The sequence below is a fragment of the Pseudoruegeria sp. SHC-113 genome, assembly GCF_025376885.1.
Taxonomy (GTDB): domain Bacteria; phylum Pseudomonadota; class Alphaproteobacteria; order Rhodobacterales; family Rhodobacteraceae; genus Pseudoruegeria.
The window spans coordinates 230,030-256,969 of the sequence record NZ_JAHUBR010000001.1 but is presented as its reverse complement, the minus strand read 5'-3'; the positions used below and the strand labels follow the sequence as shown (position 1 = coordinate 256,969).

20 protein-coding genes are annotated in these 26,940 nt (G+C 64.9%); 3 read left to right on the top strand and 17 right to left on the bottom strand.

Annotated elements, in window-relative coordinates:
- Nucleotides 1–59: 59 nt before the first annotated feature.
- The gene (gene rhaS / locus KVX96_RS01225; protein ID WP_261192165.1) at nt 60–1,058 is read right to left on the bottom strand and encodes a rhamnose ABC transporter substrate-binding protein; all 999 of its coding nucleotides are present in this window, start codon (nt 1,056–1,058) and stop codon (nt 60–62) included.
- Nucleotides 1,059–1,103: 45 nt separating this feature from the next.
- Entirely contained in the window at nt 1,104–1,910 is an 807-nt protein-coding gene (locus KVX96_RS01220; protein WP_261192149.1) for a DeoR/GlpR family DNA-binding transcription regulator, read from the bottom strand.
- A 187-nt stretch (nt 1,911–2,097) separates the two neighbouring features.
- On the opposite strand from KVX96_RS01220, the gene KVX96_RS01215 reads away from it, so the two are divergent.
- Both KVX96_RS01215 and KVX96_RS01210 read left to right on the top strand, forming a co-directional pair.
- Nucleotides 2,098–4,200, top strand: coding sequence for a bifunctional rhamnulose-1-phosphate aldolase/short-chain dehydrogenase (locus KVX96_RS01215; protein WP_261192134.1), 2,103 nt, complete (start codon nt 2,098–2,100; stop codon nt 4,198–4,200).
- A 22-nt stretch (nt 4,201–4,222) separates the two neighbouring features.
- Nucleotides 4,223–5,467 carry an L-rhamnose isomerase gene (locus KVX96_RS01210; RefSeq protein WP_261192126.1) on the top strand — a complete coding sequence of 415 codons (1,245 nt, stop codon included), beginning with the start codon at nt 4,223–4,225 and terminating at the stop codon, nt 5,465–5,467.
- 15 nt (nt 5,468–5,482) lie between these two features.
- Here KVX96_RS01210 and KVX96_RS01205 read toward each other — a convergent pair whose 3' ends face one another.
- From KVX96_RS01205 to KVX96_RS01170, 8 genes are all read right to left on the bottom strand, one after another.
- Nucleotides 5,483–6,817 carry a serine hydrolase domain-containing protein gene (locus tag KVX96_RS01205; RefSeq protein WP_261192110.1) on the bottom strand — a complete coding sequence of 445 codons (1,335 nt, stop codon included), beginning with the start codon at nt 6,815–6,817 and terminating at the stop codon, nt 5,483–5,485.
- Nucleotides 6,818–6,955: 138 nt separating this feature from the next.
- Nucleotides 6,956–8,455, bottom strand: coding sequence for an alpha-glucosidase/alpha-galactosidase (locus KVX96_RS01200; protein ID WP_261192102.1), 1,500 nt, complete (start codon nt 8,453–8,455; stop codon nt 6,956–6,958).
- A complete protein-coding gene (locus tag KVX96_RS01195) occupies nt 8,452–9,957 on the bottom strand; it encodes a tryptophan halogenase family protein (protein WP_261192100.1) in 1,506 nt (501 codons plus the stop codon). The genes KVX96_RS01200 and KVX96_RS01195 overlap by 4 nt, the downstream gene beginning before the upstream one ends.
- Nucleotides 9,954–11,300, bottom strand: a complete 1,347-nt coding sequence (locus KVX96_RS01190; RefSeq protein WP_261192097.1) for an alpha-glucosidase/alpha-galactosidase — start codon at nt 11,298–11,300, stop codon at nt 9,954–9,956. The genes KVX96_RS01195 and KVX96_RS01190 overlap by 4 nt, the downstream gene beginning before the upstream one ends.
- Nucleotides 11,297–12,913: an ABC transporter ATP-binding protein gene (locus KVX96_RS01185; protein WP_314733082.1), complete on the bottom strand. Its 1,617-nt coding sequence runs from the start codon at nt 12,911–12,913 to the stop codon at nt 11,297–11,299. The genes KVX96_RS01190 and KVX96_RS01185 overlap by 4 nt, the downstream gene beginning before the upstream one ends.
- 17 nt (nt 12,914–12,930) lie before the next feature.
- Entirely contained in the window at nt 12,931–14,097 is a 1,167-nt protein-coding gene (locus tag KVX96_RS01180; protein WP_261192096.1) for an ABC transporter permease, read from the bottom strand.
- A gap of 11 nt (nt 14,098–14,108) precedes the next feature.
- On the bottom strand, nt 14,109–15,134 hold the full coding sequence (locus KVX96_RS01175; protein WP_261192095.1) for an ABC transporter permease: 1,026 nt from the start codon (nt 15,132–15,134) through the stop codon (nt 14,109–14,111).
- Between the two features lie 88 nt (nt 15,135–15,222).
- On the bottom strand, nt 15,223–17,301 hold the full coding sequence (locus KVX96_RS01170) for an ABC transporter substrate-binding protein (protein ID WP_261192094.1): 2,079 nt from the start codon (nt 17,299–17,301) through the stop codon (nt 15,223–15,225).
- Nucleotides 17,302–17,464: 163 nt separating this feature from the next.
- Between KVX96_RS01170 and KVX96_RS01165 the strand changes: the two genes are divergently transcribed.
- Nucleotides 17,465–18,379, top strand: a complete 915-nt coding sequence (locus tag KVX96_RS01165; protein WP_261192093.1) for a helix-turn-helix domain-containing protein — start codon at nt 17,465–17,467, stop codon at nt 18,377–18,379.
- On the opposite strand, the gene KVX96_RS01160 is transcribed toward KVX96_RS01165, so the two are convergent.
- The 7 genes from KVX96_RS01160 to KVX96_RS01130 form a co-directional block, all read right to left on the bottom strand.
- Entirely contained in the window at nt 18,376–19,071 is a 696-nt protein-coding gene (locus KVX96_RS01160; RefSeq protein ID WP_261192092.1) for an SDR family NAD(P)-dependent oxidoreductase, read from the bottom strand. The genes KVX96_RS01165 and KVX96_RS01160 overlap by 4 nt on opposite strands.
- On the bottom strand, nt 19,068–19,976 hold the full coding sequence (locus KVX96_RS01155) for a dihydrodipicolinate synthase family protein (protein ID WP_261192091.1): 909 nt from the start codon (nt 19,974–19,976) through the stop codon (nt 19,068–19,070). Before KVX96_RS01155 ends, KVX96_RS01160 begins: the two co-directional genes overlap by 4 nt.
- Nucleotides 19,973–21,409 carry a sulfatase gene (locus KVX96_RS01150; RefSeq protein ID WP_261192090.1) on the bottom strand — a complete coding sequence of 479 codons (1,437 nt, stop codon included), beginning with the start codon at nt 21,407–21,409 and terminating at the stop codon, nt 19,973–19,975. Before KVX96_RS01150 ends, KVX96_RS01155 begins: the two co-directional genes overlap by 4 nt.
- Before the next feature lie 5 nt (nt 21,410–21,414).
- Complete coding sequence (locus tag KVX96_RS01145) at nt 21,415–23,172, bottom strand: ABC transporter ATP-binding protein (protein WP_261192089.1); 1,758 nt, start codon at nt 23,170–23,172, stop codon at nt 21,415–21,417.
- Complete coding sequence (locus KVX96_RS01140) at nt 23,169–24,089, bottom strand: ABC transporter permease (protein ID WP_261192088.1); 921 nt, start codon at nt 24,087–24,089, stop codon at nt 23,169–23,171. Before KVX96_RS01140 ends, KVX96_RS01145 begins: the two co-directional genes overlap by 4 nt.
- 19 nt (nt 24,090–24,108) lie before the next feature.
- Nucleotides 24,109–25,113, bottom strand: a complete 1,005-nt coding sequence (locus tag KVX96_RS01135) for an ABC transporter permease (RefSeq protein WP_261192087.1) — start codon at nt 25,111–25,113, stop codon at nt 24,109–24,111.
- A gap of 66 nt (nt 25,114–25,179) precedes the next feature.
- Nucleotides 25,180–26,934, bottom strand: coding sequence for an ABC transporter substrate-binding protein (locus tag KVX96_RS01130; RefSeq protein WP_261192086.1), 1,755 nt, complete (start codon nt 26,932–26,934; stop codon nt 25,180–25,182).
- Between the last annotated feature and the right edge of the window lie 6 nt (nt 26,935–26,940).

The window sequence follows — 26,940 nt, the reverse complement described above, 5'->3', positions numbered from 1 at the left end:
TTCTGGAATCTAGGTGGCCCCGGCGCACAAGGCACCGGAGCCGGGGGAGAGCCCTGCGATCAGAAGATCGACTTGAACTCGTCGATGTTGGAAGAGTCGTAGACGAAGGGGTCAGCCATCGCGCCAGCGTTGGTGTCGTCCAGCGTCACGTCGCCCATGCGGCCCATCGGGATAGAGGCGCCGGGCTCGGCCGTAGCATCGCCGGAAGCCAGAGCGTGAGCGATCATCGTTGCGGCATAGCCCAGATCGATCGGGTTCCAGATCGCGAAGCTCTTAGACGCGCCGCTTTCGATGGCACCGGCCATTTCGGACGGCAGGCCAAGGCCCGTCACGTTGATCTCACCAGCTTTGCCAGCATCCTGCACGGCTTGCGCGGCAGCCACGATGCCCACGGAGGTCGGCGCGATGATCGCGTCCAGATCCGGGTAGGATTGCATCAGGCCCTGGGCTTCGCGGTAGGATTTGTCGGCAAGGTCATCGCCGTAAACCGTTGCTACCACTTCGATGCCCGGATAGTTGCCCATCACCTTGTTCATCTCGTCGATCCAGATGTTCTGGTTCGTGGAGGTGGTGGTGGCCGAGAGCACGGCAACTTCGCCGCCTTCGGGCAGGTGATCGGCGGCCAGCTTGATGATCATGTTGCCGATCAGCGCGTTGGACGAGGGGTTCAGGTGCATCTGGCGGCCTTCCGGTGCCACGCCCGAGTCAAAGGAGATCACGGTGATGCCACGGTCCATGGCTTTCTTGAGCGCCGGGACAAGGGCGTCCGGATCGTTGGCGGAGATGGCGATGGCATCCACGCCCTGCGCGATCAGCGAGTTGATCACTTCGATCTGGCCTTCGGCGGTGGTGTCCGTCGGGCCGGTGTAGATGATTTCCACGCCACCGAGTTCGGCGGCGGCTTCCTCGGCCCCTTTGGCGGCAGCTTCGAAGAAGCCGATGCCCAGCGCCTTCACGACGAGCGCGATGCGCTTGTCATCGGCCAGAGCCGGGCTGGCCAGAAGCGCGGACGCCATCGCGGTGCCTGCGAGCAGTTTGGTAAAGTTGCGGCGGATCATGGATTTTCCTCCCAGAGTTATGATCTTCCCGGCGTGCGCTGCGCTCTAAGAGGCCGCTTCGCCCTCTTCCTGAGCGGCGCCCGTCGAGGCGACGATCAAGTTCACATCAGCCGCTTCCAGCATGGCGGCGGCTGCATCGGACAAGCCCTCGTCCGTGATCACGGTGGTGATCCGGCTCAACGGGCAAAGGATCAGGCTGGAGCGGCTTTCAAACTTGCTGCTGTCCACCAGAACCACAAGCTCATCGGCCTGGCCGATCAGCTTCTGTTCGGCCTGGATCAGCAGCGGATCCGCTTCCATCAGGCCCAGCGGCCCCAGCCCATGCGCGCCCATGAACATGCGGCGCGCGTAGAAGTTGCGCGTCACGTCATTGTCGAAGGGCGACAGGATGATGTTCTGCTCCCGGTAGATCGCCCCACCGGACAGCATGATCGTGTTCTTCGAGTGCTTGAGCAGGTGCTCGGCAATCGGAAAGGAGTTGGTGAAAACCTGCATCCGGCGGCTGGCCAGCGGATGCACCATCTGGAACGTCGTGGTGCCGCCGTTGATGATGATGGAATCGCCATCGTCGCAGAGCTCCACGGCGGCGCGCGCAATCGCCTGCTTTTCACGGCTACGCAGACTCTGATTCACCGAAAAGGGCCGCCCGGCAAGGCCAACGAACTGCGGCGGCGTGATCGCCTCCGCCCCGCCCCGCACACGCCGCAGCTTGCGCTGGGTGTGCAGCGTGGCGATGTCGCGCCGGATGGTCGCCTCCGAGGCATCGGTCAGCGTGCACAGCTCCACCACCGTCACGACGGGGCGGTCCTGGACTGCGGACAAGATGATTCGATGGCGTTCTTTCTCGTGCATTTGCACCTCCCTTGGCTTCAGACACTGCGCAGATTCGATCAGCCTGTCAATCATTAACAATCATTTTCGCTCATTCTGCACTGCAGCATGATTGTTTGTGATCGTTTATGATTGACATTCCGACGCACCATTCGCAGGATGTCCACGATTTCAGATACGGGCGCAGGGCGCCACCCGGGAGGATAAGATGCTGACAACCCAAGAGAATTCCCTGCTCGAGAATCGCTGGGACGCCAAGGTGGCGTCCGGGATGAGCGAATCGGAGCTGCTTCTCTACCGGTCCAACATTCTGGGCGCCGACAAGCGCGTGACGAATTATGGCGGCGGCAACACCTCCGTGAAGGCGATGGAAGTGGATCCGCTCACCGGCAAAGAGGTCGAGGTGCTCTGGGTCAAGGGCTCCGGCGGCGATATCGGCTCGATCAAGATGGACGGTTTCGCCACGCTCTACATGGAAAAACTCCACGCGATCAAAAACCTCTACCGGGGCGTCGAGCATGAGGACGAGATGGTCGGCTACCTGCCCCATTGCACCTTCCGCCTGAACCCGCGCGCCGCCTCCATCGACACGCCACTGCACGCCTATGTGCCGCGCAAGCACGTTGATCACGTGCACGCCGATGCCATCATCGCCATCGCCGCGTCCAAGAACTCCAAAGAGCTCACGAAAGAGATTTTCGGCGACAAGATCGGCTGGCTGCCGTGGAAGAAACCCGGTTTCGAGCTGGGCCTCTGGCTTGAGACATTCTGCCTCGAGAACCCCGACGCCGATGGCGTGGTTCTGGAAAGCCACGGGCTGTTCACCTGGGGCGACACCGCGAAAGACTGCTACGACATGACGATCGACGTCATCAATCAGGCAACGCAATGGCTGGCCGAACGCACCGAGGGCAAGCCCGCCTTCGGCGGTGCAAAGCACCAGAGCCTGCCCACGGAGGCCCGCGCCGAGGTGGCCGCGCGCCTGATGCCCGCGATCCGTGGCTTCGTCTCCGGCAACCAGCATATGGTCGGCCATTTCAACGACAGCGCCGAGGTGCTGGAGTTCGTGAACGCGAACGACATGGAGCCGCTGGCCGCGCTCGGCACCTCCTGCCCGGATCACTTCCTGCGCACCAAGATCCGCCCGCTGGTGGTGAATTTCGACCCTAAAGCAGGCAATATCGACGATGTTCTCGCCGGGCTTGCCGATCAGATCGCGGCCTACCGCGAGGACTACGCCGCCTATTACGAGCGCTGCAAACACGCCGACTCCCCGGCCCTGCGCGATCCCAACGCCGTTGTGTACCTCGTGCCCGGCGTCGGCATGATCACCTTCGCCAAGGACAAGGCCACCGCCCGCATCTCTGGCGAATTCTACGTCAACGCCATCAACGTGATGCGCGGCGCCTCGGCCGTGAGCGAATACGTGGGCCTGCCCGAACAGGAAGCCTTCGACATCGAATACTGGCTTCTGGAAGAGGCCAAGCTGCAGCGCATGCCCAAGCCGAAATCGCTGGCCGGCCGCGTGGCCTTTGTCACCGGTGGCGCAGGCGGCATTGGCGCGGCCACGGCGGCCCGCTACCTCGCTGAAGGGGCCTGCGTGGTGCTGGCCGATATCAACGCCGAGACGCTTTCCGAGGCGGAACAGGGTCTGAAAGGGCAGTTCGGCGCGGATGTTGTCTCCTCCGTCACCATGGACGTAACCCGCGAAGACGCCGTGGAACGCGCCTTCGCCGCGGCCTGCGTGGCTTTCGGTGGCGTCGACATCCTTGTCTCCAACGCCGGGATCGCCTCTTCCGCACCGGTCGAGGAAACCTCGCTCGCCATGTGGAACAAGAACATGGAGATCCTATCCACCGGCTATTTCCTCGTCAGCCGCGCGGCCTTCAAGCTGATGCGCGTGCAGGACATGGGCGGCTCCATCGTCTTCGTGGCCTCCAAGAACGGGCTTGCCGCCTCGCCCAACGCCTCGGCCTATTGCACCGCCAAGGCGAGCGAAATTCACCTCGCCCGCTGCCTGGCTCTTGAAGGGGCCGAGGCCGGGATCCGTGTGAACGTCGTGAACCCCGACGCCGTGCTGCGCGGCTCGCGCATTTGGCAGGGCGAATGGCTCGACCAGCGCGCCTCCACCTATGGCACCGACAAAGAAGGCCTTGAGGAAATGTACCGCCAACGCTCCATGCTGAAGCGCTCGGTTCTGCCCGAGGACATCGCGGAAGCCTGCTATTTCTTCGCCGCCGATACCTCGGCAAAATCCACCGGCAACATCCTGAACGTGGATGCCGGCAACGTGCAGGCCTTCCCCCGCTAAGGGGAAGCCGGGAGGGAAGACGATGGCGATAGCATATGAGTCGGCCAAGGCCGCCTTTGCGGATTGGGGCGTGGATACCGAAGCCGCGCTGACCGCGTTGAAGAGCGTGCCCATCTCCATGCATTGCTGGCAGGGCAATGACGTGGTGGGCTTTGAAACCAAGACGGGTGCCTCCGGCGGCGGCATTCAGGCCACCGGCAACCACCCGGGCCGCGCCCGCACGCCGGACGAGCTGCGCGCGGATCTGGACTTTGCCTACGGGATGATCCCGGGCAAGCACCGGCTGAACCTGCACGCGATGTATCTGGACACCGAGGCCAACCCGGACCGGGACGAGATCGAATACACCCATTTCGCCCCCTGGGTGGAGTGGGCCAAGGCGCAAGGATTGGGGCTCGACTTCAACCCCACCTTCTTTGCCCACGCCAAGGCCGACGACAACTTGACCCTCAGCCACCCCGATCAGGGCATCCGCGATTTCTGGATCGAACACGGCAAGCGCAGCCGCGAGATCGCGGCGCGGATGGGGGCCGAACTTGGCACGGCTTGCGTCAACAACATCTGGGTGCCGGACGGGATGAAAGACATCCCCGTCGATCGCCTCGCCCCGCGCCAGCGGCTGGAGGCCTCGCTCGATGCGATGATGGCCGACGGGCTGGATCCGGCGCAGATGCGCGACGCGGTTGAGAGCAAGCTCTTCGGCATCGGCGTGGAGGCTTATACCGTGGGCAGCCACGAGTTCTACATGGGCTACGCGATCCGCAAGGGCACGCTTCTCTGCCTCGACATGGGCCATTTCCACCCGACCGAGAACATCGCCGACAAGCTCAGCGCGGTGTCGCTTTCGGTGCCGGAGATGCTGCTGCACGTTTCGCGCCCGATGCGCTGGGACTCAGACCACGTGATCCTGCTGGACGATGACATCCTCGCCATGGCGCAGGCGCTGGTGAGCGGCGATCTTCTGGCGCGCACGCGGATCGGGCTCGATTTCTTCGACGCCACGATCAGCCGCACCGCCGCCTGGGTGATCGGCACGCGTAACATGCAGAAGGCCCTCCTGCGCGCCATGCTTGCGCCACAACAGGCTCTAACACAGGCCGAAACGGGCCTTGATTTCACCAAACGCCTTGTGATGACGGAAGAGCTGAAGGATCTGCCCTATGGCGCGATCTGGGCCGAGTTCTGCCGCCGCAACGAGGTGCCCGAGGGCCTTGCGCTCATCAAGGAACTGGACGTCTACCAATCCAAGGTCGCGGCGCGGGGGTAACCCACGCCGGCCGGCCTACTCCGTCGCCTCGATCAGCGCCTGCGCCAGCGGCAGGGCCGAATAGCCCAGCCGCGAAGGCGTCAGGCCAAGGCGCACCACAACCAGATCATGCGAGGGGAAGATGCCGATGCTCTGGCCGTCATGGCCGGAGAGCCAGACGGCATCTTCAAACGGCGGCTTGTCGCCGGAGGCTTCGAGCCAGAGGTGCCCTTTGGCGTAAACGCCATCGGACGCCGGAACCGGCTCAAACATCCAATCGGTGAAGCCCACCGGCAGCAGCGCCGCGCCGTTCCATTCCCCGCCCTGCAGCAGGAACTGCCCGAACCGCGCCCAATCGCGCGCGGTGGCATACATGTAGCTGGAGCCGACAAAGGTATCGCGCGCGTCCGTTTCCATCACCGCCGAAGCCATGCCAAGCGGCTGGAACAGAGCCTTTTTCGGGTAGGTCAGGCTGTCTTCGCCCACCACGTCCTGCCAGAGGCGTGCGAGCATCGTGGAGGTGCCCGAGGAATAGGTGAACACCTGCTGCGGCGCGGCCTCTGCGGGCTGGCTGGCCGCGAACCCGGCCATGTCGTCCACGAGATAGAGCATCCGCGTCACGTCCGACACGTTGCCATAGCCCTCGTTCCAACGCAGGCCGCTGGCCATGGCGAGCATGTCTTCCACCGTGATGGCCTTGCGATCGTCCGTGGCCCACTCGGGGTAGCTTGCCGTCAGATCATCCTGCAGCGCCATTTGGCCGGAGTGGATCAGCGTGCCGATCAAACCGGCTGTGACGGTCTTGGTCATGGACCAGCCCAAGAGCGGTGTATCGGCGGTAAAGCCCTCGGCGTAGCTTTCGCCGATGATGCGCCCGTTTTTCACCGCGACGGCGGCGCGGAACCCCTCGCCCAGCAGCGCCGGATCGGAAAGGGCTGCCAGAACCTCGGGATCCTGCGAGGGCGCAACGCGGTTGCCGGCGGGCCAAAGCCCGGTGCCGGGTGCGGCGGGCGCGTCCAGCTGTGCCGCGCTTAGGGTGCCGCTCTGGGTGTTGCTGCAGCCGAGCCCTGCGCGATAGGCGGAAGTGGCGGGCGCGAAGAAGCGGAAGAGCCGTGCTTCCACCGCCTGAGCCTCGGAATCCACCTTAATAGAGACGTATTTCAGCAGCGGATGCCCCGGCGCCTGCACGTCCACTGCGAGCACCTCATCGGCGTCACGCCCCGCCAGAAAGACGTTGGAGCAGACGATTTTGGCGGAGTAATTCGTGCCCACGCGCAGCAGGTCCGGCGGGGCGATCCAGAGGAAGGCGAGCCCGCCCAGCAGGAGGAGCCCCACGAGCGAGGCCGTGATCTTGAGAATCCGTTTGAACATGCGCCGCACCGGCCCCTGGCCGGCCCTCCCCCTGATGTGTGCCGCTTGGCGGGCAGAGTAGCGGCGGCGCGGAAATGCTCAACAGGGTTCCCGGCCCGCGCCAAGGCTGTGACGCCACGGCACGGGCCGACGCTAGGCTTATCCCATCACTTTCGTGCCGAGCCCATGGCCCTCACCCGCTGCGGCCTCCTTCGCGGCCCGCGCGGCGCGCAGCTCTTCCACCGAACGCACCCCCAGCCGCGCCGCGCCCGCCCAATTGCGCGTTTTCACCTTCGGGGCCTTCAGCCGTTCCTTCGCCGCCGGGATCGCTTCGGCGTATTGCGGCAGCCATTCGGCCTGCGCCACGAGCATCTCGTCCACCATCTGCCAGACCTCCTCGGGCGTGCAGACCGCGCCAACAAGCGGATCGTGCAGCATGGCCTGTTTCAACAAGTCCACATCGCCCGTCAACGCCGCGCGCACGGCCATGCGCTGCACGTTCACGCTCACCGAGCAGGTGGCGGCGGCGGCCATGGGCAGGGTGATGCCCTCCACCATGTTGATCCCGAAGCGATCCACGAAGCCGGGGCTTTCGATGATGCAATCCTCGGGCAGGTTCGTGATCACACCGCCGTTGCGCACATTGAAATGGCCGCGATAGACGCGCCCGGTTTCCAGCGCTTCCAGAATCCAGCTTGCGTGTTCATCGGTGCGCGGGCCGGCGAGCGGCACGGCGGCCTCTTCGAGGAACTTCGGGAAATCCTGTTCGAACCAGTTGCGGTTCTCCGTGCAGTAGCGCAGGTAGCCGCCCGTCTCACCGTGGATCCACTCGTCGAGGCTGATCCAATCGCCGATTTCCTCCGGGCGCTTGCGATACCACGGCAGATATTCCGACAAATGCCCGTTGGATTCCGTGGAATAGACGCCGAAACGCTTCAACACATCGATGCGCACCTTCTCCTGCTGCGAGAAGACGGGATGCGCTTCCATCGCCGCCACAAGCGCATCGCGGCTGATCTGTGCGCCCTTGTAGCGAATGTCGAGATACCACGTCTGGTGGTTGATGCCGGAGCAGATGATGTCCACCTCTTCCGGCCCCTCCACCCCCAGCGCGCGGGCGATCTGGCGGTGGCCGTTCTGCACCCCGTGGCACAGGCCCACGGTGCGCACGCCGCCCGCGTCCAGCGCCGCCCATGTCATCATCACCATCGGGTTGGCGTAGTTCAGCAGCAGCGCGTCGGGCTCGGCGACCTCGCGGATGTCCTTGCAGAACTCCAGCATGGCGGCGATGCCGCGCTGGCCATACATGATGCCGCCCGCGCAGATCGTATCGCCCACACATTGATCCACGCCGTATTTCAGCGGGATGGCGATGTCGCTCTCAAAGGCCTCCAGCCCGCCGATCCGCACGCAGTTCATCACGTAGCGCGCGCCTGCCAGCGCCGCGCGGCGATCGGTGGTGGCGGTGACTTTCGCGGGCAGCCCGTTCACCTTCACGATCGTCTCGATGATCTGGCGGATCATGTCGAGGTTGTGGTCATTGATATCGGTGAGCGCGATCTCGATCCCGGTGAACTCGGGCACCTTCAGGATGTCCGAACAGAGTTTCTTGGTGAAGCCGACGCTGCCCGCGCCGATGATGCAGATCTTGAAGCTCATAGGGCCTGTTCCGTGTGAAGCGCGCGCAGCCAGGCCCGGTGAGGAAGGCAGCGAGAGGCCGCCCGGGCGTGATCGCGCGTGAGGGTGTCATGGGCCTTGCGCAGTTGCGCGCGGCGTTGGGGTGTCCGGGCGAGCGCGGCTTTCGCCGCCCCCCGGTCGAGGAGTCCGAGCCCGTCGAGGACGGGGGTGTAAAGCTGTTCCTGCACATGGGGCAGATCGCCGGGGAAAGGCGTGAAATCGCGGCGCTCCGGCAGGCGGGCCTGCCAGCGCTGCACCCGTTGCAGAATGCGCTCCGGGTGGCTTGTGGCGACGTCCTGCCAGAAAGCGCTATCACGCCGTTCGCTGACGTAATGCAGCCGGATGAAATCGCGGAAATCATCCACCTGCCGGGCCACGGTGGCGTTGCATTGCGCGGCGCCCTTGGGATCCTCCAGCCAACGCGCCAGCAGCATGACTTGCACGATGGTGCCGTGGATCGAGGTTGCTTCCAGCGGCTCAAGGAAGGAGGAGGCCAGCCCCAGCGCGATGCAATTGCCGATCCACGGCTGTTCCAGCCTGCCCGCGTCGATCCTGATGTCATTGCGCGGCTCGATGGCGTGGCCCAGCGCCGCCTCGATCTCGGCCTGCGCCTGATCGGGGCTGATGTGCGCGTCGGAGTAGACATAGCCGCAGCCCAACCGCTCCTGCGTGGGGATCTGCCACATCCACCCCGCTTTCTGCGCCCAGGCGAAGGTAACGGGAGTGATCTCCTCATCCTCCTGCAGATCGATCCAGAAGGGCATGGCGCGGTTCACCGGGAGAACATCGGCGTAAGTGCGCCACGCGGCCCCCATCGGGCCAATCAGGGCGCGGCGGAAGCCGGTGCAATCGAGGAAAAGATCGCCCGTGAGCCGCGCGCCCGTGTCGAGCTTGAGCGCGGTGATATGGCCCGTCGCGCTGTCGCGCTCCAGATCCTGCACCACGGCATCAACGATCTCCACCCCCTTGGCCTGCGCACGCAGCCATGCGCCGGCGCGGGCCTGATCGAAGTGGAAGGCGTGGTGGAACGGCCCGGCGGGCACATCGCGCCCTTTCACCCGCGCCGCCGGGGCGCGGCATTTACGGATCAAATCCCGAAACAGATGCGCCTGTGCCACCGGCTTTCCGGCGGCGACGGCATAGGTGTCGATCCCCGGCGCAAGCCGGGCCGGGTCATCAATCGGGCCATCGTAGCTGTGGCCCACGCGCCGCCAATCCTTATGGCGGATGCCGTATTTGATCGTCGCCCCGGTGGCGCGCAGGAAATCGCCCTCATCCAACCCGAAATGCTGCAGCATCTGGCGAAACACGGCCGTCGTGCCTTCCCCTACGCGGATGGTGGGGATCTTGCTGCTTTCCACCACGGTGATGCGCGGCGCGGGCGCTGCCTTGGCTCGCGCCGAAGGATCGCCGAGGATCAGCGCGGCGAGCCAGCCCGCCGTGCCGCCGCCGACGATCACGATATGGCGCGCGGATTTACTCATGCCACGCGGGCCCAGCCCGGAAGCCAATCGCCATGCGCCTTTAGCAGGTCATGGGTCAGCGCCCAGATCTGATCCAGATCCAGCTCCGCCGCCGTATGCGGGTCGAGCATGGCCGCGTGGTAAATGTGCTCCGGGGTTTCGGTCAGCAGCGCCTGAACCGTCAGCTCCTGCACGTTGATGTTGGTGCGCATGAGCGCCACCAGCTGCGGCGGCAGATCGCGCACCACGGTGGGCTGCAGCCCGTTTGCATCCACCAACACCGGCACCTCCACGGCGCAGCCTTCGGGCAATTGCGGGATGTAGCCCGCGTTGAGCTGGTTGCCATAGATCACTGCGGGCTCGCCCGTCACCACCGCGTTGATGATCTCGCTCGCATATTCGTGGCTCGGCGCGACGCTCACCTCATTGGCCTCGCGGTAGGCCTGCGCCTGTGCGGCCCAGCGTTCGATCTGCTCCTCGCAGCGTTTGGGGTATTCATCCAGCGGAATGCCGAAGCGCTCGATCAGATCCGGGCGGCCGTCCTTGATGAACCACGGCACGTATTCGGCGAAATGCTCGCTGCTTTCCGTCACGAAATACCCCAGCCGCATCAGCATCTCGTAGCGCACCTTGTTGGGGCAGCGCGGGTTGTGGGCGTTGGGCTTGGGGAAGCGCCCCTCCCGGTAGCCTGCCTTCAGCGCCGGGTAGAGATCGATGAAGTTGCCGTCGGGCTGGCGGTGGGAGAACTCCAGATAGAAGGCCATGTGGTTGATGCCGCCCGCACGGTAGCGAATATCGGCCACCGGGATCTCCAGATCGCGGGCCAGCTCCCCCGCCGTGCCCTGCACCGAATGGCACAGGCCCACCTGCCGGATATCGGGGTATTTCGCGCCAATGGCCCATGTGTTGATCGCCATCGGGTTCACATATTGCAGCAGGATCGCCTCCGGGCACTGCGCGCGCATGTCTTCGCAGATCTTCCAAAGATGCGGCACGGTGCGCAGGCCCCGCATGATGCCGCCGATGCCCAGCGTGTCGGCGATGGTCTGGCGCAACCCATGGGCCTTGGGGATTTCGAAATCCGTCACGGTGCAGGGCGCGTAGCCGCCGATCTGGAAACAGACGACAACGAAATCCGCCCCGGCCAGCGCACGGGCCTGATCGGCGTATGTCTCCACCGTCGCGTGCCCGCCCATCGATTGCGCCATCTTGCCGACGACGATGGCGGATTCCTCCAGCCGCTTGGCGTCGATGTCCATCAGCCGGAGGGTGGCATCGCGCAGGGCATCCCGGTGCAGGATGTCGCCCGCGATGTTCTTGGTAAAGACGGTGCTGCCCGCCCCAATGAAAGTGATGATCGTCATGTGGCAATCTCGAAGGCTGCGCGGACAAGCCGCTTGGTGTAGGCGGTGCGCGGGTTCACCAGCACTTCGTTCACCGGCCCCTGCTCCACGATCTGCCCATGCTGCATCACCATCACCCGATGGCAAAGCGCGCGGACGACTTTCAGATCATGGCTGATGAACAGGTAGGAGAGCCCCTTCTCCGCCTGCAGCTTACGCAGCAACGCGATGATCTGCGCCTGAACGGACAGGTCGAGCGCGCTTGTCGGCTCATCGAGCAGGATGAACTCCGGCTCCAGCGCGATCGCGCGGGCGATGGCGAGCCGCTGGCGCTGCCCGCCGGAGAACTCATGCGGGAAGCGGCTGGTGATGTTGTCGGGCAGCCCGGCCTCGCGCAGGGCCTGTTTGACGCGGGCGAAGCGATCCTTGCTGCCCTCACCAATGCCATTGACGATCAGCCCTTCCTCAATGATTTGCCGCACGCTCATGCGCGGGTTGAGGCTGGCGAACGGATCCTGAAAGACAATCTGCATCTTGCTGCGCAGCGGCCGCATCTGCTTGCGGCTGTAGGTTTCGATCCGCTCGCCCAGAAAGCTCACGGCGCCTTCGTCCATCTTGTTGAGCCGCAAGAGCGCCTGCCCGAAAGTCGTCTTGCCAGAACCGCTTTCGCCCACGAGGCCGAGCGTTTCGCCGCGGCGCAAGGTGATGTCCAGATCATCCACCGCCACCAGCGGCGCATAGCTGCCCCGGAAGGCCCCGCCCTTGCGGAGCATGAACTGCACCCGCACGCCCTTGCCCTCCAGCACCGTTTCCGGTGCGCCCGTCAAAGGCTCGGCCACGCCCTTGGGGTCAGAGGCCAGCAGCCGGCGCGTGTAGCCGTGGCGGGGCGCGGTGAAGATCTCCTCCGTCGGGCCCTCCTCGCGGATCTCGCCGTGCTGCATGACGTAGACATGATCGGCGAACTGGCGGACCACCGTCAGATCATGGGTGATCAGGATCACGCCCATCCCGTATTTCTGCTTCAGATCGTCGATCAGATGCAGGATCTCGGCCTGCACCGTCACGTCGAGCGCGGTTGTCGGCTCATCCGCGATCAGCACATCGGGGCGGTTGGCCAGCGCCATGGCGATCATCACGCGCTGGCGCTGCCCGCCCGAAAGCTGGTGCGGATACTGGTTGACCCGCGCGTCCGGGTCCGGGATGCGCACTTCCTGAAGCAGTTCCACCGCCCGCGCCCAGGCCTCCTTCTTGGAGAGCTTCTGGTGCAGCATGATCACTTCGCAGAGCTGGCTGCCGATCTTGTAGACCGGATTGAGCGAGCTCATCGGCTCCTGAAAGATCATGGCGATGCGATCCCCGCGCAGCCGTCGCATCGCGGCCTCGCTGAGGTGGGCCATATCCTCGCCCTGATAGAAGATCCGCGTGGCATCGGTGACGGACGCCCGTTTGGACAGAAGCCGCATCACCGCCCGCGCGGTGACGGATTTGCCCGAGCCGCTCTCGCCCACAAGCGCCGTTGTCTGGCCGCGCCGCAGGGTGAACGACACGTCACGCACGGCCTCCACCTCGCCGCCGTCGACCTTGAAGCTCACGCCTACGTTGCGGGCCTCGATGATGGGGGTCATGTCATTCATGGCCTCACGCCTCCGGCTCAATAGGGATCAACAGCATCGCGCAGGCCATCGCCCAGCGCGTTGAAGGCAAAGACGGTGAGCAGCACGAAACCAACCGGCGACAGGATCCACGGGTAGGAGCCGATCACGCTGAAGGTGCCCGCGTCCTGCAGCATCAGCCCCCAGGAAATCAGCGGCGGCTTCACCGCGAAACCAAGGAAGCCAAGGAAGCTTTCCAGAAGCACGATCGTGGGGATGCCGAGCGTCACCGCGACGATCACATGCGACAGCACATTGGGCAGGATATGGCGCGTGATGATCCGCCCGTCGCCCGCCCCCACCGCCAGCGCCGCGCGCACGTAATCCACCCGGCGCAAGGCCAGCGTCTTGGAGCGCACCTCCCGGCTGAGCTGCGCCCAGCCAAGGCCCACGATCACCAGCACCACGAAGGTCAGGAACAGCCCGGAAGGCGCGGTGACGGGGATGAGCGAGGCCAGCGCGAGGTAAAGCGGCAACTGCGGGAAGGCGAGGATGATCTCCACGAAGCGCTGGAACCACAGATCGAACTTGCCGCCGATATAGCCTGAGGTGATGCCCAGAAGCGTGCCAAGGATGGTGATCATCGTAATCGAGGTGAGCGCGATGGCGAGGCTGATCTTGGCCCCCACGATGCCCCGGCTCAGGATGTCGCGGCCCAGCTTGTCGGTGCCGAGGATATGCAGCGGGCTGCCGTCGCCGGTGCCGATGAAATGGCGCGAAAACGTCATGCCCAGCATCTTGTACTCCCAGCCTTTGGCAAAGAGCACAATGGGCCTGGGATTGCTGAAATCCGGGCCGGTGAGCGGCTGGAACGTCACCGGGTCCAGCTCATCGGTTTCCACGATGGGGAAGGAGACAGGCCAAAGCCGCCAACCCGCCTCCGGCCCTTCGCCGGGCACGTGCCAGCTGATCGTGTCGGGCGGCGCGAAGGCGATGAAGGGCTCCTTCGGGTTCAGCGGCGCGAAGAACTGCGCAAACAGCGCCACGATGAGCAGCATCGCCACGAGGCTCAAGCCAAGCATCCCCGGCACCGACCGGCGGAACCGCCGCCAGACCAGCGCCACATAGCCTTGCCCATCGGTCGTGACTGTCGAGATGCGCTTGTCCTCGCCCTCCTGCATGTCTTCGGGCAGGTCGTCGAACGCGGTGTTGGCTGTCTTGTCCATCTGCGCCCCCATCAGTCGTTGCCCACGCGGATGCGCGGATCCAGCAGGGCCAGCATCATGTCGGCGATGATGTTGCCGATGATCAGCGTCGCGCCCAGCACCAGCAGGAGCGTGGCCGTCACATAGACATCCCCGATCCCCATCGAGCCGACGATGGCCGGGCCAACCGTCGCCAGGCCAAAGACGATGGCCACCTCGATCTCACCGGTCAGCATGTAGGGCAGGATCACCCCCTGATAGGCCACCAGCGGATGCAGCGCGTTGGGCACGGCGTGTTTCATCACCACGGCGCGCTCCGAAAGCCCCTTGGCGCGGGCGGTTTCCACGTATTGCGCGTTGAGCGTATCCAGCAGGTTCCCGCGCATCACGCGCATGTTGTAGGCCAGCCCGCCGATGGTGGCGATGAAGACCACGGGCCAGACATGCTCGATCAGGTTCCACAGCTTGGCCCAGTTGAAATCAAAGGGCCCCAGCCAGAAGGGCTGGCCACCGTATTTGGACGAATAGAAACTGCCCAGCTCCTGCACGTTCAGCTTGAACGCCAGCACGTAGAGAATGATCAGCGCGAGCAGAAAGCGCGGGATCGTCATGCCAAGGAAGCTGACGAAGGAGAGCACCGTGTCCACCACGCCGTATTGGCGCGTTGCGGCGAGGATGCCGAAGGTGATCCCGAAGACCGATGCGAAGAAATGGCAGGTCAGCGCCAGCGCGATGGTGCGCGGCAGGCGCTCAGCCACCACCTCGGAGACGGGCTTGTTGTAGTAATAGGAATGACCGAAATCGCCTTCGCTCAGGATGCCCCAGACCCAGCGGACATATTGCACCGGCATCGGATCGTTCAGCCCGTGGCGCTCGCGGTAGGCTTCGGCGGCGGCATCGGCGGCTTCCACCGAGGCCCCGCCCTGCGAAATCATGTTGGAGCGGATGTAATCGGCATAATCGCCCGGCGGCGCGTTGATGATGGCGAAGGTGATCATGCTCATCACGATGAGCACGGGGATCGCCTGCAGAAGTCTGATGCCGAGAAAGCGGAGCATGGGGCGGGCCTTGGTTCAGTCTTTTTGAAGGATATTGGAACCGGGCGGCCGCCTTTCGGCAAACCGCCCGACCCACGGGAGACTTGGGTTACCCCGCCACCATCGGCCCTTCGGCCGTGGGCAGCGTGTTCGGGTGCAGTTCATAGTCCCGCTGGGCGTCCGCCGGCACGAAGACCCGCTCGCGGATGATGTTGTCCTCCGCCCAGTTGTACATGAAGATCGGCGCCCCTTCCGGGATGTTGGCAAAGCGCTTGTTGATGATCAGCGCGCCCGGATAGGCCGTCAGACCGATGCCATAGACATTCTCGGTAAAGACCTTCTGGTACTGCTTCATCAGATCGGCACGTTCGCCCGCATCGCGGCTGCCGATGAAGGCATTCACGATCCCGACAAGCTCTTCCTCGAAGGGCAGCAAATCCAGCTCACCGGCGGCATTGGCCTTGTGGTAGTTCTGCGCCGTCGTCGGCCCCACCGGGGCGAGCTGATCGGTCTGCTGCACGACAGTGATGAATTCCTTGTCGTTGCGGATCAGGTTGAAATCGAAGGTGCCCGCATCGCGGTTTGCGTCCCGGTCGTTGTTGTTGACCGATTGCAGCGTGGCGCGAATGCCCGCCTCTTCCAGCATGGCCACCACGCCTTCCGCGAGGTTGCGGTCGGTGTTGTAGTCGGTGGTGTGCAGGATGGTGATCGTCAGATCGCCGTCGCCCGCCGCCGCACCCGCCGGCCAGTTCAGGAAGCCGTTGCCGTCGGTGTCGGTCAGGCCCGCCGCCTCGCAATGCGCCTTCGCGCTTTCAAGGCTGTAGGGGTAGAACACCGTGCTTTCGGCATCATAGTAAGAAGTGCCGGGCACCAGGCCGCCGGGATATTGCGCGGTGAACGGCCCTTTCACGAGGCTGTTGCCCAGCCGCTGCCGGTCGATCGCCTGTGTCAGGCAGATGCGGAAATCGGTGTTGCGGTTCAGCTCGCGCACCGTCTGGGCGCGGGCGTCCGGCTCACCCCAGCCATTGGCGGAGTAGTTCGGATACATCGAGTAGCTGATCGTGCGGGGACCGAAGGCAAGCCGCGCGGGCGCGTCATCCGCCGCCGAGCGGCGCAGGGATTCCACGTAATTCTCGGCCTGCTCAAGGTTGGAGAAATCTCCCGTACCGGCCACGGCCTGCACATCGCGATCCGCCCATGTGGAGAGGCGATAGTGCACCTCGTTCAGGTAGGGCAGCTGGTTCCCGGCCTCATCCACTTTCCAGTAGAAGGGGTTGCGGCGCAGCACGATGATGTCGTCGGCGCGGTACTCCACCGGCACCCAGGCCCCCATCACCGGGAAGCCCAGCGTTTCGGGCGGGAAGGCGTTGATGAAGGCATCGTAGCTCTCGCCGCCATGGGCGGGGTGATGCGGCTTCAGAACGTGGCTCGGCCCGGGGCAGAAGTTGCCATAGGCCATGTTGTAGAGCACGCTCTCAGGGAAGGCCGTGTCAAACGTCATTGTAAAGGTGCTGCCATCCACCACTTCGAGCGTGGCGCCGGCGTAGGTGTCCTGGCTCGCGCCCATCAGCGGCGAGACTTCCGGATCCATCACGATGTCGTTCCAGTAGAAGGCGATGTCCTCGGTGTCGAAGGGATCGCCGTCAGACCACTTGGCCCCCTCGATCAGCTTCACAGTGAGCGTTTTGCCGTCCTCCGACCACTCCCAGCTGCGCGCGAGGTTGGGCATCGGGGAAAGATCGCTGCTCTCCACGGTGAAGAGCGGGCCGGTGCGCGTCAGGCATTCCGTCATGCCGATGTCGATGCCGCCCCAGCCCTGCGACTGGCCACCCCAGAAGTTCCAGCCCTCGGGCCGCCCGCCGCTCACATGGCGCAGCGTGCCGCCGTAGGTGCCGATGCCATCGGGCATGTTCGCGGCCTTGTAGACCATCGGTTCCGCCGGAAGGCGTTCGGCCACGGGGGGCAGCTTGCCAGCGTCCACGAAGGCCTTCACGAACTCCGGTTCGCTATAGCTGTCGAGCGCGCGGTACTCGAAAATATCGGCCCGTTTAACGAAGACGGGCTCACCCTGCGCGTCGAATTTCGGCGCTTCGGGCGGCATCGTCGGCTCCACCATCTGCGCGGAAAGCGCCGTGGCAGAGACGCCGAGCATCAGCGCCAGAAGCGGCGCCTTGCGTGCGTGTGTCATTCTTTTTCTCCTCCCTGTGCCCGTCGCCGGGCAGGTTCTTGGCGCGCCAGCCCGCCTCCTCAAACGAACCAGCGCAGCCCCAAGCTTGTGAAACCGCGCCAATCGCGGCAATGTCATTTCACGGGCAACTTGTCCGGGTTTCAAAGATCAGGGGGGATCAGCCATGCTGCAGATGCACAATGAACAGGCCGCGTTGCACGGTGTTCCCTCCGATGAACGCGATCTCTACCAGCCCGGCCGCGCCTTCGGGCGCTTCGGGATGCGGCACTTCCAGCCCAATCGGATGGAGCGCCCGCATTGGCACGGGCATGTGGAGTTCAACCTGATTTCCGGCTCCACCATGACCTATGATTACGACGGCCGGGCGGTGCTTGTGCCGCAGGATCAGGTTGTCATGTTCTGGGCCGGCATCCCGCACAGGCTCACCGATTTCGGCGCGCCCGATCTGGCCGATGTGCGGCTGACAAACCTTTACGTGCCTGCCGATACCTTCCTTTTCATGCCCCATATCAGCCCCATGCAGGTGGCGATGCTGGCCGGGGAAATCCGCATATTGCCGCTTTCCGCCTTGCCAAAAGGCAAGTTCTTGCAATGGCTTGAGGATTGCCGCTCCGGCTCGGAAGAACGGCGGGAGATCCTGCTGCAGGAGCTGAACGCCACTCTGCGTCGGGCGCAGGCCGCGGATGCGGCCAGTGGCGATCTGCGGCCCGGCGAAGGCGGCGAGCCGCGTGGCACCGCCGCCGATCAGACAGCCAAGCTCGCCGAAATGGTGCGCTACATCCTTGAGAACCTGCACGCCCCGCTGACCGTCGCACAGGTAGCCGAAACGGTCGGGCTGCACCCGAACTACGCCTCTTCGCTCTTTGCCAAGCGCCTGCGGATGCCGATGAAGCGCTTTTTCACCCGGATGCGCCTGATCCGCGCCCGCGCGATCCTGATCGAAGGGCGCGATCCGATTTCCGTGGTGGCGGAAATGTCCGGCTTTTCCTCGATGACGCAGTTCTACGAGCACTTCCGTGCCGCCTACGGCCAGACCCCGAAGGAAATGCGCGCCCAGTATGCGCGGGGCTGGGGCTAAGGCGCGTCGTAGGGAAAGGTGCTGCCGTCGCGGTCCAGAAACAGCCCCGATTGCGCGGGCGTGACCCCGGCAAGCACCCGGCGCAGGCGGGCCACGCTGTCGTCGATCTCATACTGCCCGCCGCCCTTGAGCATGTCGGTGCGCGTCGGTCCGGGGCGCAGCGAGACGTAGGGAATGCCCATCGGCGCAAGCTCCGATGCAAGCGAAAGCGTCACGGCGTGGGCGGCGGCCTTTGTGGCGCGGTAGGCCGCCATGCGCGCATCGGTGATGAAGCGGAAAATCCCCGCCTGGCTGCCCATCGTCGCGGCAACGGGCATGGGGGCCGCAGAGAGATTGGGCTGGAAGGCGCGTGTCACGAGGGCGGGGGCCAGCACGTTGATGCGGAAGGCGGCCTCCCATGCGCTTGGCTCGGCCTGCAGGGGGCCGGCCTCGGCGTCGCCCATCACACCGGCGTTGTTGATCATCAGATCAAGCGGCACATCGGCCAGCTGCGCCGCACAGCGCGCGATGCTTGCAGGGTCCGCCACATCCATCTGCACGAAGGTTACCCCCGTTTTGGCCATTGCCCCAGACCCGGGAAGCGACCGGCAGGCGGCGAAGACCTGCCAGCCCTCGGCGGCGTATTGGCGGCAGAACGCGGCCCCGAGGCCCCGGCTTGCGCCGGTCACCAGCACCGCGCGCTGCGGGCTCATGCCTGTGCCTCAAGGCGCTTTTGCAAGTGGCGGGCATGGGCAAGAATACGGGCATCCAGCGCCTGCGGGCCGGGGCGGCGGTTGTGGCCCGGATCCATGCCGCACGCCTCGGCGTAGATCTGACGGGCGAGCAGGATCTGCCCCTCCGGCGCGGCGCGTTCGCGGAAAAACTGCATCAGGGGCAGGATCGCGGCGTGGATGGCCTCCACCTGTGCCCAATCCCCCGCCTGCGCGGCGCGGTGCAGCGCGACCTGCTGGGCCACGAAATTCGGCGCGGGGATCAGCCCGTGCACACCGGCACGCAGGAAGAAAGGGTATTCCACGCCCCAATCCCCAGTCAGCACCCGGAATCGCGCGCCATGATCGGCGGCGAAATCCGCCACCTGCTCCGCCCCGGTTTCCGCCTTCACGGCGATCACGTTGGGGCAGGCCTGCCGCAGGTCCAGCAGCTGGGCATTGGTGAGCTGCGTCGTCGCGATCTTGGCGTTCTGCACCGCGACAGGCAGCGGCGAAGCCTGCGCGACCTCGACCAGAAGGTCGAGCCATTCGGCAGGCGCGGCGGGCGGGCCAAGGGGCGGCTGCAGGATGATCCAATCCGCCCCGGCCTCGGCGGCCGCGCTCACCAGCGCTTTCTGGCCTTCGGGGCTCGGCTCCATCACCGTCACGCCCACTGTGCCCTGCCCCGCCATCTCGGCCACCGTGGCCTGCAAGGCGGCGCGTTTCTCCTCGAAGGTGAGCCGGTAGAACTGCGTGACAAAACCAAAGAGCACAACGCCCCCCGCCCCGACCTCCATGCAGTGGGTCACCTGCTGGCGAAAGCCCTCCGGGCGCAGGGCGCCTTGAGCGTCGAAGAAGGAATAGAGCACGGGCAGGATGCCACCGATGCTTTCAGGGGGGCGGTTCATCGCTGGGCCTCCGGCAGGGGGTGAGGGTAGAGCCGCCCGGCCCCTCGAACATGGGCGTTGCGCTTGGGCAGCGGGGCGGCGGTTTTCTCGGCATGGCCAAGGATGGCCTGTGCAACGATCCAGCGATCGAGTTCGGCCTCAAGCGCGCGGCGTGCCTCTGTATGCGCCGGATCGCGGGCGAGGTTCACCTGCTCCTGCGGATCGGCGGCCATGTCGTGCAGCGTTGTCAGCCCTTCCACGTAGCGGGCGAGCTTGTAGCGCCCCCGCTCGATTACCGCACCGCGATGGGTCAGCCCGCAGATCGCACGCGGCGTGTCGGGCGGCGGGCCCAGCAGGCTGCGGCTCTCGCTGCGCTCAGGTTGCGGCAGGCCGGCGGCATCCAGCACCGTTGCAAAAACATCCGTCAGGCTCACGGTATCGGGGCGCAGGCCAACACTGATGCCGGGGCCGGCAAGGATCATCGGCACCCGCAGGCTGCCGTCCATGAAGAAATTCTTGCAGACAAGCCCGTAGTCCCCGACGAAATCACCATGGTCGGAGGCGAAAAGGATCAACGTGTTCTCGGCCATCCCTCGCGCCTCAAGCGCGGTAAGCACCCGGCCCACGGCGATGTCCAGAATGTGGATCAGCGCGGAATAGTGCTGGCGCACCTTGGCGATCTGCCCTGCGGTGAAATCGCTGTAGTCGATGTCCGCCCAGTCCCGCCGCATGTTCTGCACAAACCAAGGGCGCAGGGCCTCGCTTTCGGGCGTCGGCGGGGCGGGCGACGGCATGGAGTCCGGATCAAAGAGCGCGGCAATCTCTGGCGGCGGATCATAGGGGCAGTGGGGCGAGGGAAAGCCCACCATCATCGCGAAGGGGCGCGCGGGATCATGGGCCTTGATCAGCTCTGCCGCGCGATCGGCGCACCAGAGATCCACGCTGTCCTCCAGCGGCAGTGGCGAAAGGCAAGCCCCGCCATTTTCATGGTAGCCTTCCAGATCCCGCCCATGCTGCTTGGCCGCACCTTTGCTGGCCAGATGATCCGCGTAGTCATCCTTGATCCCGATATGGCGCTTGTCCTCCGCGATCACGCGGGTGGTGAAACCGCCCGGATCATCCCATGGGGTGAAATGCATCTTGCCCACACCGTAGGTCGTGTAACCCGCGTCCGCGAGCCGCGCGGGCCAGGTGGCAAGGCCCAGCGCCGCGCCGTCGGGGCGCAGCCATTCACCGTTCGTCATCACCCCCGTTTGCAGCGAGGAGGCCCCCGTCAGCATGCTGGCCCGCGCCGGGACGCAGATCGGCGTGGGCGAGAGACACCGCGCAAAGCGCTGCCCCCGCGCCGCCAGAGCATCCAGCACCGGCGTGCGCGCGAAATCCGCGCCATAGCAGCCAAGGAAATCCGCCCGCAGCTGATCGGGCATCAGGAACAGGATGTTGGGCCGGTCCATGGCCGCTACCCCGGCACCGACAGATCGAACCCTTCCACCTTCCCGCGCAGGCAGGTTTCGCGGCTCTCGGCCATCGCTGCCAGCGCCTTGAGATCCTCGGCCGAGCCGCCCTCCCCGCCCCAGCGCCGGGTGATGTCGGGCCATGGGATGGAGCCGATCAGCAGGCGCGTGTAGGGGTGTTGCGGATCGCCGATCACCTCGGCGGGCGGCCCGGCCTCGGCCACGCGGCCGTGGTGCAGCACGATCACGTAGTCGCTCACATGGTAGGCCGTGGCCAGATCATGGGTGATATAGACGATAGAAATTCCAAACTGCTCTTTCAGGGCGTGCAGGTTCTTCAGGATCGAGGCGCGCAGGGAAGCGTCCACCATGCTTACCGGCTCATCCGCGATCAGCAGCTTGGGCGAGAGCATCAGCGCGCGGGCCACCATCAGCCGCTGGCGCTGGCCACCGGACAGCTCATGGGCGAAGCGGCCAAGGATCAGGTTCGGATCCAGCCCCACGGCCTCGCAGGCCTGCGCCATGCGGGCTTCGATTTCCGCGTGATCGGAGGTGATGCCGAAGCGTTTGAGCGGCAGCGTCAGGGCGCGATCCACCCGGTAGAACGGGTTGAAGGAGCCGTAGGGATCCTGAAACACCGCCTGCACATCGCGGCGGAAATCCTTGCGCCGGTTGCGCGGCAGGCTGGCCACATCCTGCCCTTCAAAGGTGACGGCCCCGGTGCTGGGCGGCGTGAAGCCCAGCATCAGCCCGCCCAGCGTGGATTTGCCGGAGCCCGATTGCCCCACCACAGAGACGATCATCGGCCTGCCGCCATCAAGGCGCATGGAGACCGGTGCCAGCGCCTGATTGGCCGGGCCGCCGAACAACCCGCCGCCATAGGTCTTGGAGACGTTGTCCAGCGTTAGCAGCGCCTCCGTTCCGCTGTGCTGCGCGGGGGCCTTCTCCGGCGTTTTCGCGGCGGCGGGCAGGAAGCTTTCACCACCGATCATCGGCACCGAGGCGATCAGCTGTTTGGTGTAGGGATGCGCGGGGGCCGTCATGATCTGGGCGATCTCGCCCTGCTCCACGATGTGGCCGTTCTTCATCACCACCAGCTCGTCCACGCTCTGCGCCATAAGGCCCATGTCGTGGCCGATCAGGATCAGCGCAGAGCCAAGGCTCTCCTGCGCGCGGCGCAGCGTTTCCATCACCTGCCGCTGGGTGATCACATCCAGCGCGCTGGTGGGCTCGTCGGCGATGATCAGCTCCGGATTCAGCGCGGTGCCGATGGCGATACAGGCGCGCTGCTTCATGCCGCCGGACAGCTCATGCGGATACATCCGCCCGACCTCGGGCTTCAGGCCGACACCCTCCAGCGCTGCTTTCGAACGCGCCTGAAGCTCGCTCTTGGGGCGCGGGCCTTCGTGATCCACGATCCCGTCCCAGATCTGCTTTTCGATCCGCATCACCGGGTTCAGCGAGTTCATCGCGCCCTGCGGGATATAGCTGACGCGCGAAAGCCGCGCCTGCCGCATCTCCTCGGCCCCAAGGCTCAGAAGATCCGTCTCGCCCAACATGATCTTGCCGCGTGCGATCCGGCCCGGGGCCTTGATCATCCGCATCACGGCCAGCGCCGTCGTTGTTTTCCCTGATCCGCTTTCCCCCACAAAGCCGACGCGCCGGCCCGGTGTGATGGCGATGTTCACCTCTGCCACCGCATGGACCACGCCCGAAAGCGTCGGGTATTCCACGGCGAGGTTTTCGACAGTCAGCAGGCTCATGCGCGCCTCCGCAGGCGGGGGTTGGACAGCTCGTCCAGCCCGGTATTGATCAGGTAAAGGCCGACGAACAGGATCACGAGCGCCGCGATGGGCGGCACGATCCACCACCAGAGCTTTAGCAGGAAAGCCGAGAAGTTCATCATGTAGTAGATCGTCATCCCCAGCGTCGGCGCGTTCTTGGGGCCAAGCCCCATGGCCTCAAGCCCGATGGAGGCTAGCACCGCCGCCGAGACGGCTGTCACGAAAGAGGCCACGAGGAAGGGCAGAAGGTTGGGCACCAGCTCGCAGAAGATGATCTCGAACGGGCCAGCGCCGGAGATGCGCGCGGTGTTCACGTAGCCCGCCCCGCGCATCACCAGCACCTGCGCCCGGATCTGGCGGGCCGGCCTGCGCCACGCCAGCGCCGCGATGATCAGCGCCATTGTGGTGGGCGTGAGCCCCTCCTTGATGGCGGAGGCCACGATCACGAGGATCAGCAGGGCCGGAACGGTGAGCAGCACATCGGTGACGAAGTTGATGATCCGGTCCGTCCAGCCGCCGAAATAGGCCGAGATGAAGCCCAGCGCGCCGCCGATCAGCACACCGATGGCCCCGGCCACCAGCCCGAGCCGCACCGTGAGCCAAGTGCCGTAAACGAGCACCGCGAAGAGATCGCGGCCCTGGCTGTCGGAGCCGAAGGGATGCGCGGCCGTGGGCGGCTGCGAGGGCGGGGCCGAGAGCGGACGCGCCATGCGTTCATCCACGAAGAGGCTGCCGATGAGCGAGAACAGGATCAGCCCCGCGATCATGGCCACACCGATCCCCAGCGAGGGGTTGCGGCGCAGGTAGCCGCGGATCTGCTGGCCCCGGCCCGGCCGGTTGCGCGGCCCGGCGGCAGCCATGGGCGCGGCGGAAAGATTGGTCGCTTCCGCGGTCATTTCGGAAAGCTCCTTCATGTCAGTGCGATTGGGCGCGGGTGCGCGGATCGAGCAGCGGGTAGACGAGATCGAGGATCAGCATCGAAACGGCCACGGCGAGGATCAGCACGAAGACGATGCCGTAGATCGTGTAGTAATCGAGGTAGTCCACCGCCTGCAGCAGCACGCTGCCCATGCCGGGATAGCCAAAGACGATCTCCACCAGCACCGCGCCTGTCACCAGTTGCCCCATGAAGAGCGCGAGTTGAGTGATCTGCGGCAGGATCGCGTTGCGCACGGCATAGCGAAGGAACATCCGGCGCGATGTCAGCCCCTTGGCCTCGGCGAAGTTCATGTAGTCCTCGCCCTGCACCGTCACCATCATCCCGCGCATGCCCAGCGCCCAGATGCCGATGGAAGCGATGACGATGGAAGAGGCTGGCAGGATCGAGTGGCGCATCACATCGGCGATGAACTCCCAGTTCCAGCCGGGAAAAGAGGTGATCGAATAGCCGCCGCCGATGGGAAACCACCCGGCGCGATAGGCGAGGAAATAGATCAGCACGAGGCCGATCAGGTAGAAGGGGATCGCGGAGAAGACCATCACCACCGGCACGGTGATCTGCAACAGGCGGCTGTCCTTGCGCCAGACGGTGAGCGCACCCAGCACGGTGCCCAGCAGGAAGGCGATCAGCGTGGCGGTGACCATCAGCCCCAGCGTCCAGGGCAGGGCCTGCGCGATCATGTCGGCCACGCGGGTCGGGTAGCTGGTGATCGAATAGTTCAGATCCAGCGTCAGCATGTCGCCGATGTAGCTGAGGTATTGCTCCCAGAGCGGGCGATCTAGCCCGAAGCGTTCGTTGAACACGGTGAGCAGGTTCTGCATGTCCACGCTGCCGGGGGCAGAGCTTTCGCTCATCTCGGTGATCTTTTCGAGCACCGGGTTCTTGTCGGACATGCGGGGCACGAAGAAGTTGAGCGAGGCCGCGGTGATGACCACCAGAAACAGCATCACGAAGCGGCGCAGGACATAGATGAGATACATCGGAACTTTCCCTCTTTGGGGTGCGCCGCCCACGGGAGGCAGGCGGCGCGCTTCAGGCGACTTGCGTCAGTTCTTGGCCTGAAGATTGTGGAGCACGTAGCCGAACTGACCGGAGGCGAACCAGAAAGCGGGCTGCATGTAGGGATTGTCCACCGTCGGGTAGTTGTCCCAGTAGGTGGTGTTGTAGGGAATGCGGTGGACCCACTGGTTCAGCGGCACTTCCACGGCATTCTCGTACCAGATTTCCATCGCCTGCTTCACCAGCGGGCGCATCTTCGGATCGTCCGGCGCAATGAGGCCGATTTGGTCGACGATCGCGGAGTACTCCTCGTTGCACCAGCGATCGAGGATCAGGATCGGTTCGCCCACCTCCAACGCGTTCTTGCAGTGGTAGAGATCCAGCGTGTCATAGGGATCGGCCACACCGCCCCGGTGCCCGAAGATCGACAGCTCTGTCTTGCCTTCCACCATCAGCCCGCGGCTGTCGGTGTTGGTGACGAACTCGACGTCGATCCCTGCATCACGCAGCTGCTGGGCGATGATCGGGCCGACGGCTTCAAAAAGCGCAAGCCCGTGGAAGGAGCCGGTGATCGTCTTGCCGTCCTTCTCCCACATGCCATCGCCGTTCTTGGCGTAACCCATCTCTTCCATCAGGGAGTCGCCCTTCAGCGGATCGAAGACGCCGACGCCATACTGATCGGCCAGCGCGATGCTGTCCTCGATGTAGGGGGCCATGGAGCCGAAGGCCGGGAAGGGCGTGCGGCTCACCGGGTTTGCCCCGAGATAGGCGATGTCCACCAGCTGCTGGGCGTTCACATAGTGGTTCATCGCCCGACGCAGGCGCACGTCGTCCCATGTGCCGGTTTTCAGGTTCATGTAGAGCGAGTTCGGCCACCAATCGAGGTTGCCATAGGGCGCTTCATCGCCGGAGAAGCTGGTGACGTGCTCTGCCCCCTCCACCACGCTCTTCATCAGCGGGGCCGAGACGAGATCACCCGTCATGTCCACTTCGCCTGCCACAACAAGCTGGGCAGCGCGGTCGTGGCCGGTTTTGGGGATGTTGATCACCCGTTCCACGTCGGGCAGATCGCGAAAGCCCGTCGTCGCCCCCCACCAATCGTCGCGGCGGTCTAAAATGATCTGCTGCGGCGTGGAGCGCGCGATGGACCATGCGCCCGTCACCACCGGCAAGCTGCCATCCTCGGCCCAGTTGGTGAAGGTGAGCGGATCCTGCCCTTCCCAGACATGCTGCGGCAGCCAGAACAGGCCCTTGCCGAAGTGGTTGATCAGATGGCGGAAGGCGTAGCGGCTGTCAGGCCGGGTGAGGCTGATGACCACCGTCAGCGGATCGGGTGCGGAAACAGAAGCGACGCGATCAGCGACATCCGAGGAATGCATCAGCCCGCCACCGCCTTTGCCGTTCTCCAGCAGCAGGGTGTAGGTGAAGACAACGTCATCAGCCGTGAAGGCCTCGCCGTCAGACCACGTCACCCCATCACGCAGCTTCAGCGTCACCTCGGTGAAATCGGCGTTGTATTCGAAGCTTTCTGCCAGCCACGGGATGATCTTGTCTTCCAGCGAGCTGTAGTAGAACAGCGGCTCCATGATAGGCCCGCCCGACCAGCGGAAGGTCAGGTTCGAGGGCAGGTAGGGGTTGAGCTGGCCCGGGTTGCGGAAGGCGGGCGCGCCGCCGTCGTCGGGCATCAGGATCAGCGTGCGCTCGCGCGCCACCTTGTCCAAGGCGGCTGCGGGCAAAGCCGCTCCCGCCATGAGGGCCAGCGCCAGCGCGGCACCCTTCCCCAAAGTCTTTCGCAAAGTCATCTTCTC

Coding starts and splice junctions, on each gene's coding strand:
- rhaS (WP_261192165.1), bottom strand. CDS start 1,058: ATGATCCGCCGCAACTTTACCAAACTGCTCGCAGGCACCGCGATGGCG.
- KVX96_RS01220 (WP_261192149.1), bottom strand. CDS start 1,910: ATGCACGAGAAAGAACGCCATCGAATCATCTTGTCCGCAGTCCAGGAC.
- KVX96_RS01215 (WP_261192134.1), top strand. CDS start 2,098: ATGCTGACAACCCAAGAGAATTCCCTGCTCGAGAATCGCTGGGACGCC.
- KVX96_RS01210 (WP_261192126.1), top strand. CDS start 4,223: ATGGCGATAGCATATGAGTCGGCCAAGGCCGCCTTTGCGGATTGGGGC.
- KVX96_RS01205 (WP_261192110.1), bottom strand. CDS start 6,817: ATGTTCAAACGGATTCTCAAGATCACGGCCTCGCTCGTGGGGCTCCTC.
- KVX96_RS01200 (WP_261192102.1), bottom strand. CDS start 8,455: ATGAGCTTCAAGATCTGCATCATCGGCGCGGGCAGCGTCGGCTTCACC.
- KVX96_RS01195 (WP_261192100.1), bottom strand. CDS start 9,957: ATGAGTAAATCCGCGCGCCATATCGTGATCGTCGGCGGCGGCACGGCG.
- KVX96_RS01190 (WP_261192097.1), bottom strand. CDS start 11,300: ATGACGATCATCACTTTCATTGGGGCGGGCAGCACCGTCTTTACCAAG.
- KVX96_RS01185 (WP_314733082.1), bottom strand. CDS start 12,913: ATGAATGACATGACCCCCATCATCGAGGCCCGCAACGTAGGCGTGAGC.
- KVX96_RS01180 (WP_261192096.1), bottom strand. CDS start 14,097: ATGGACAAGACAGCCAACACCGCGTTCGACGACCTGCCCGAAGACATG.
- KVX96_RS01175 (WP_261192095.1), bottom strand. CDS start 15,134: ATGCTCCGCTTTCTCGGCATCAGACTTCTGCAGGCGATCCCCGTGCTC.
- KVX96_RS01170 (WP_261192094.1), bottom strand. CDS start 17,301: ATGACACACGCACGCAAGGCGCCGCTTCTGGCGCTGATGCTCGGCGTC.
- KVX96_RS01165 (WP_261192093.1), top strand. CDS start 17,465: ATGCTGCAGATGCACAATGAACAGGCCGCGTTGCACGGTGTTCCCTCC.
- KVX96_RS01160 (WP_261192092.1), bottom strand. CDS start 19,071: ATGAGCCCGCAGCGCGCGGTGCTGGTGACCGGCGCAAGCCGGGGCCTC.
- KVX96_RS01155 (WP_261192091.1), bottom strand. CDS start 19,976: ATGAACCGCCCCCCTGAAAGCATCGGTGGCATCCTGCCCGTGCTCTAT.
- KVX96_RS01150 (WP_261192090.1), bottom strand. CDS start 21,409: ATGGACCGGCCCAACATCCTGTTCCTGATGCCCGATCAGCTGCGGGCG.
- KVX96_RS01145 (WP_261192089.1), bottom strand. CDS start 23,172: ATGAGCCTGCTGACTGTCGAAAACCTCGCCGTGGAATACCCGACGCTT.
- KVX96_RS01140 (WP_261192088.1), bottom strand. CDS start 24,089: ATGACCGCGGAAGCGACCAATCTTTCCGCCGCGCCCATGGCTGCCGCC.
- KVX96_RS01135 (WP_261192087.1), bottom strand. CDS start 25,113: ATGTATCTCATCTATGTCCTGCGCCGCTTCGTGATGCTGTTTCTGGTG.
- KVX96_RS01130 (WP_261192086.1), bottom strand. CDS start 26,934: ATGACTTTGCGAAAGACTTTGGGGAAGGGTGCCGCGCTGGCGCTGGCC.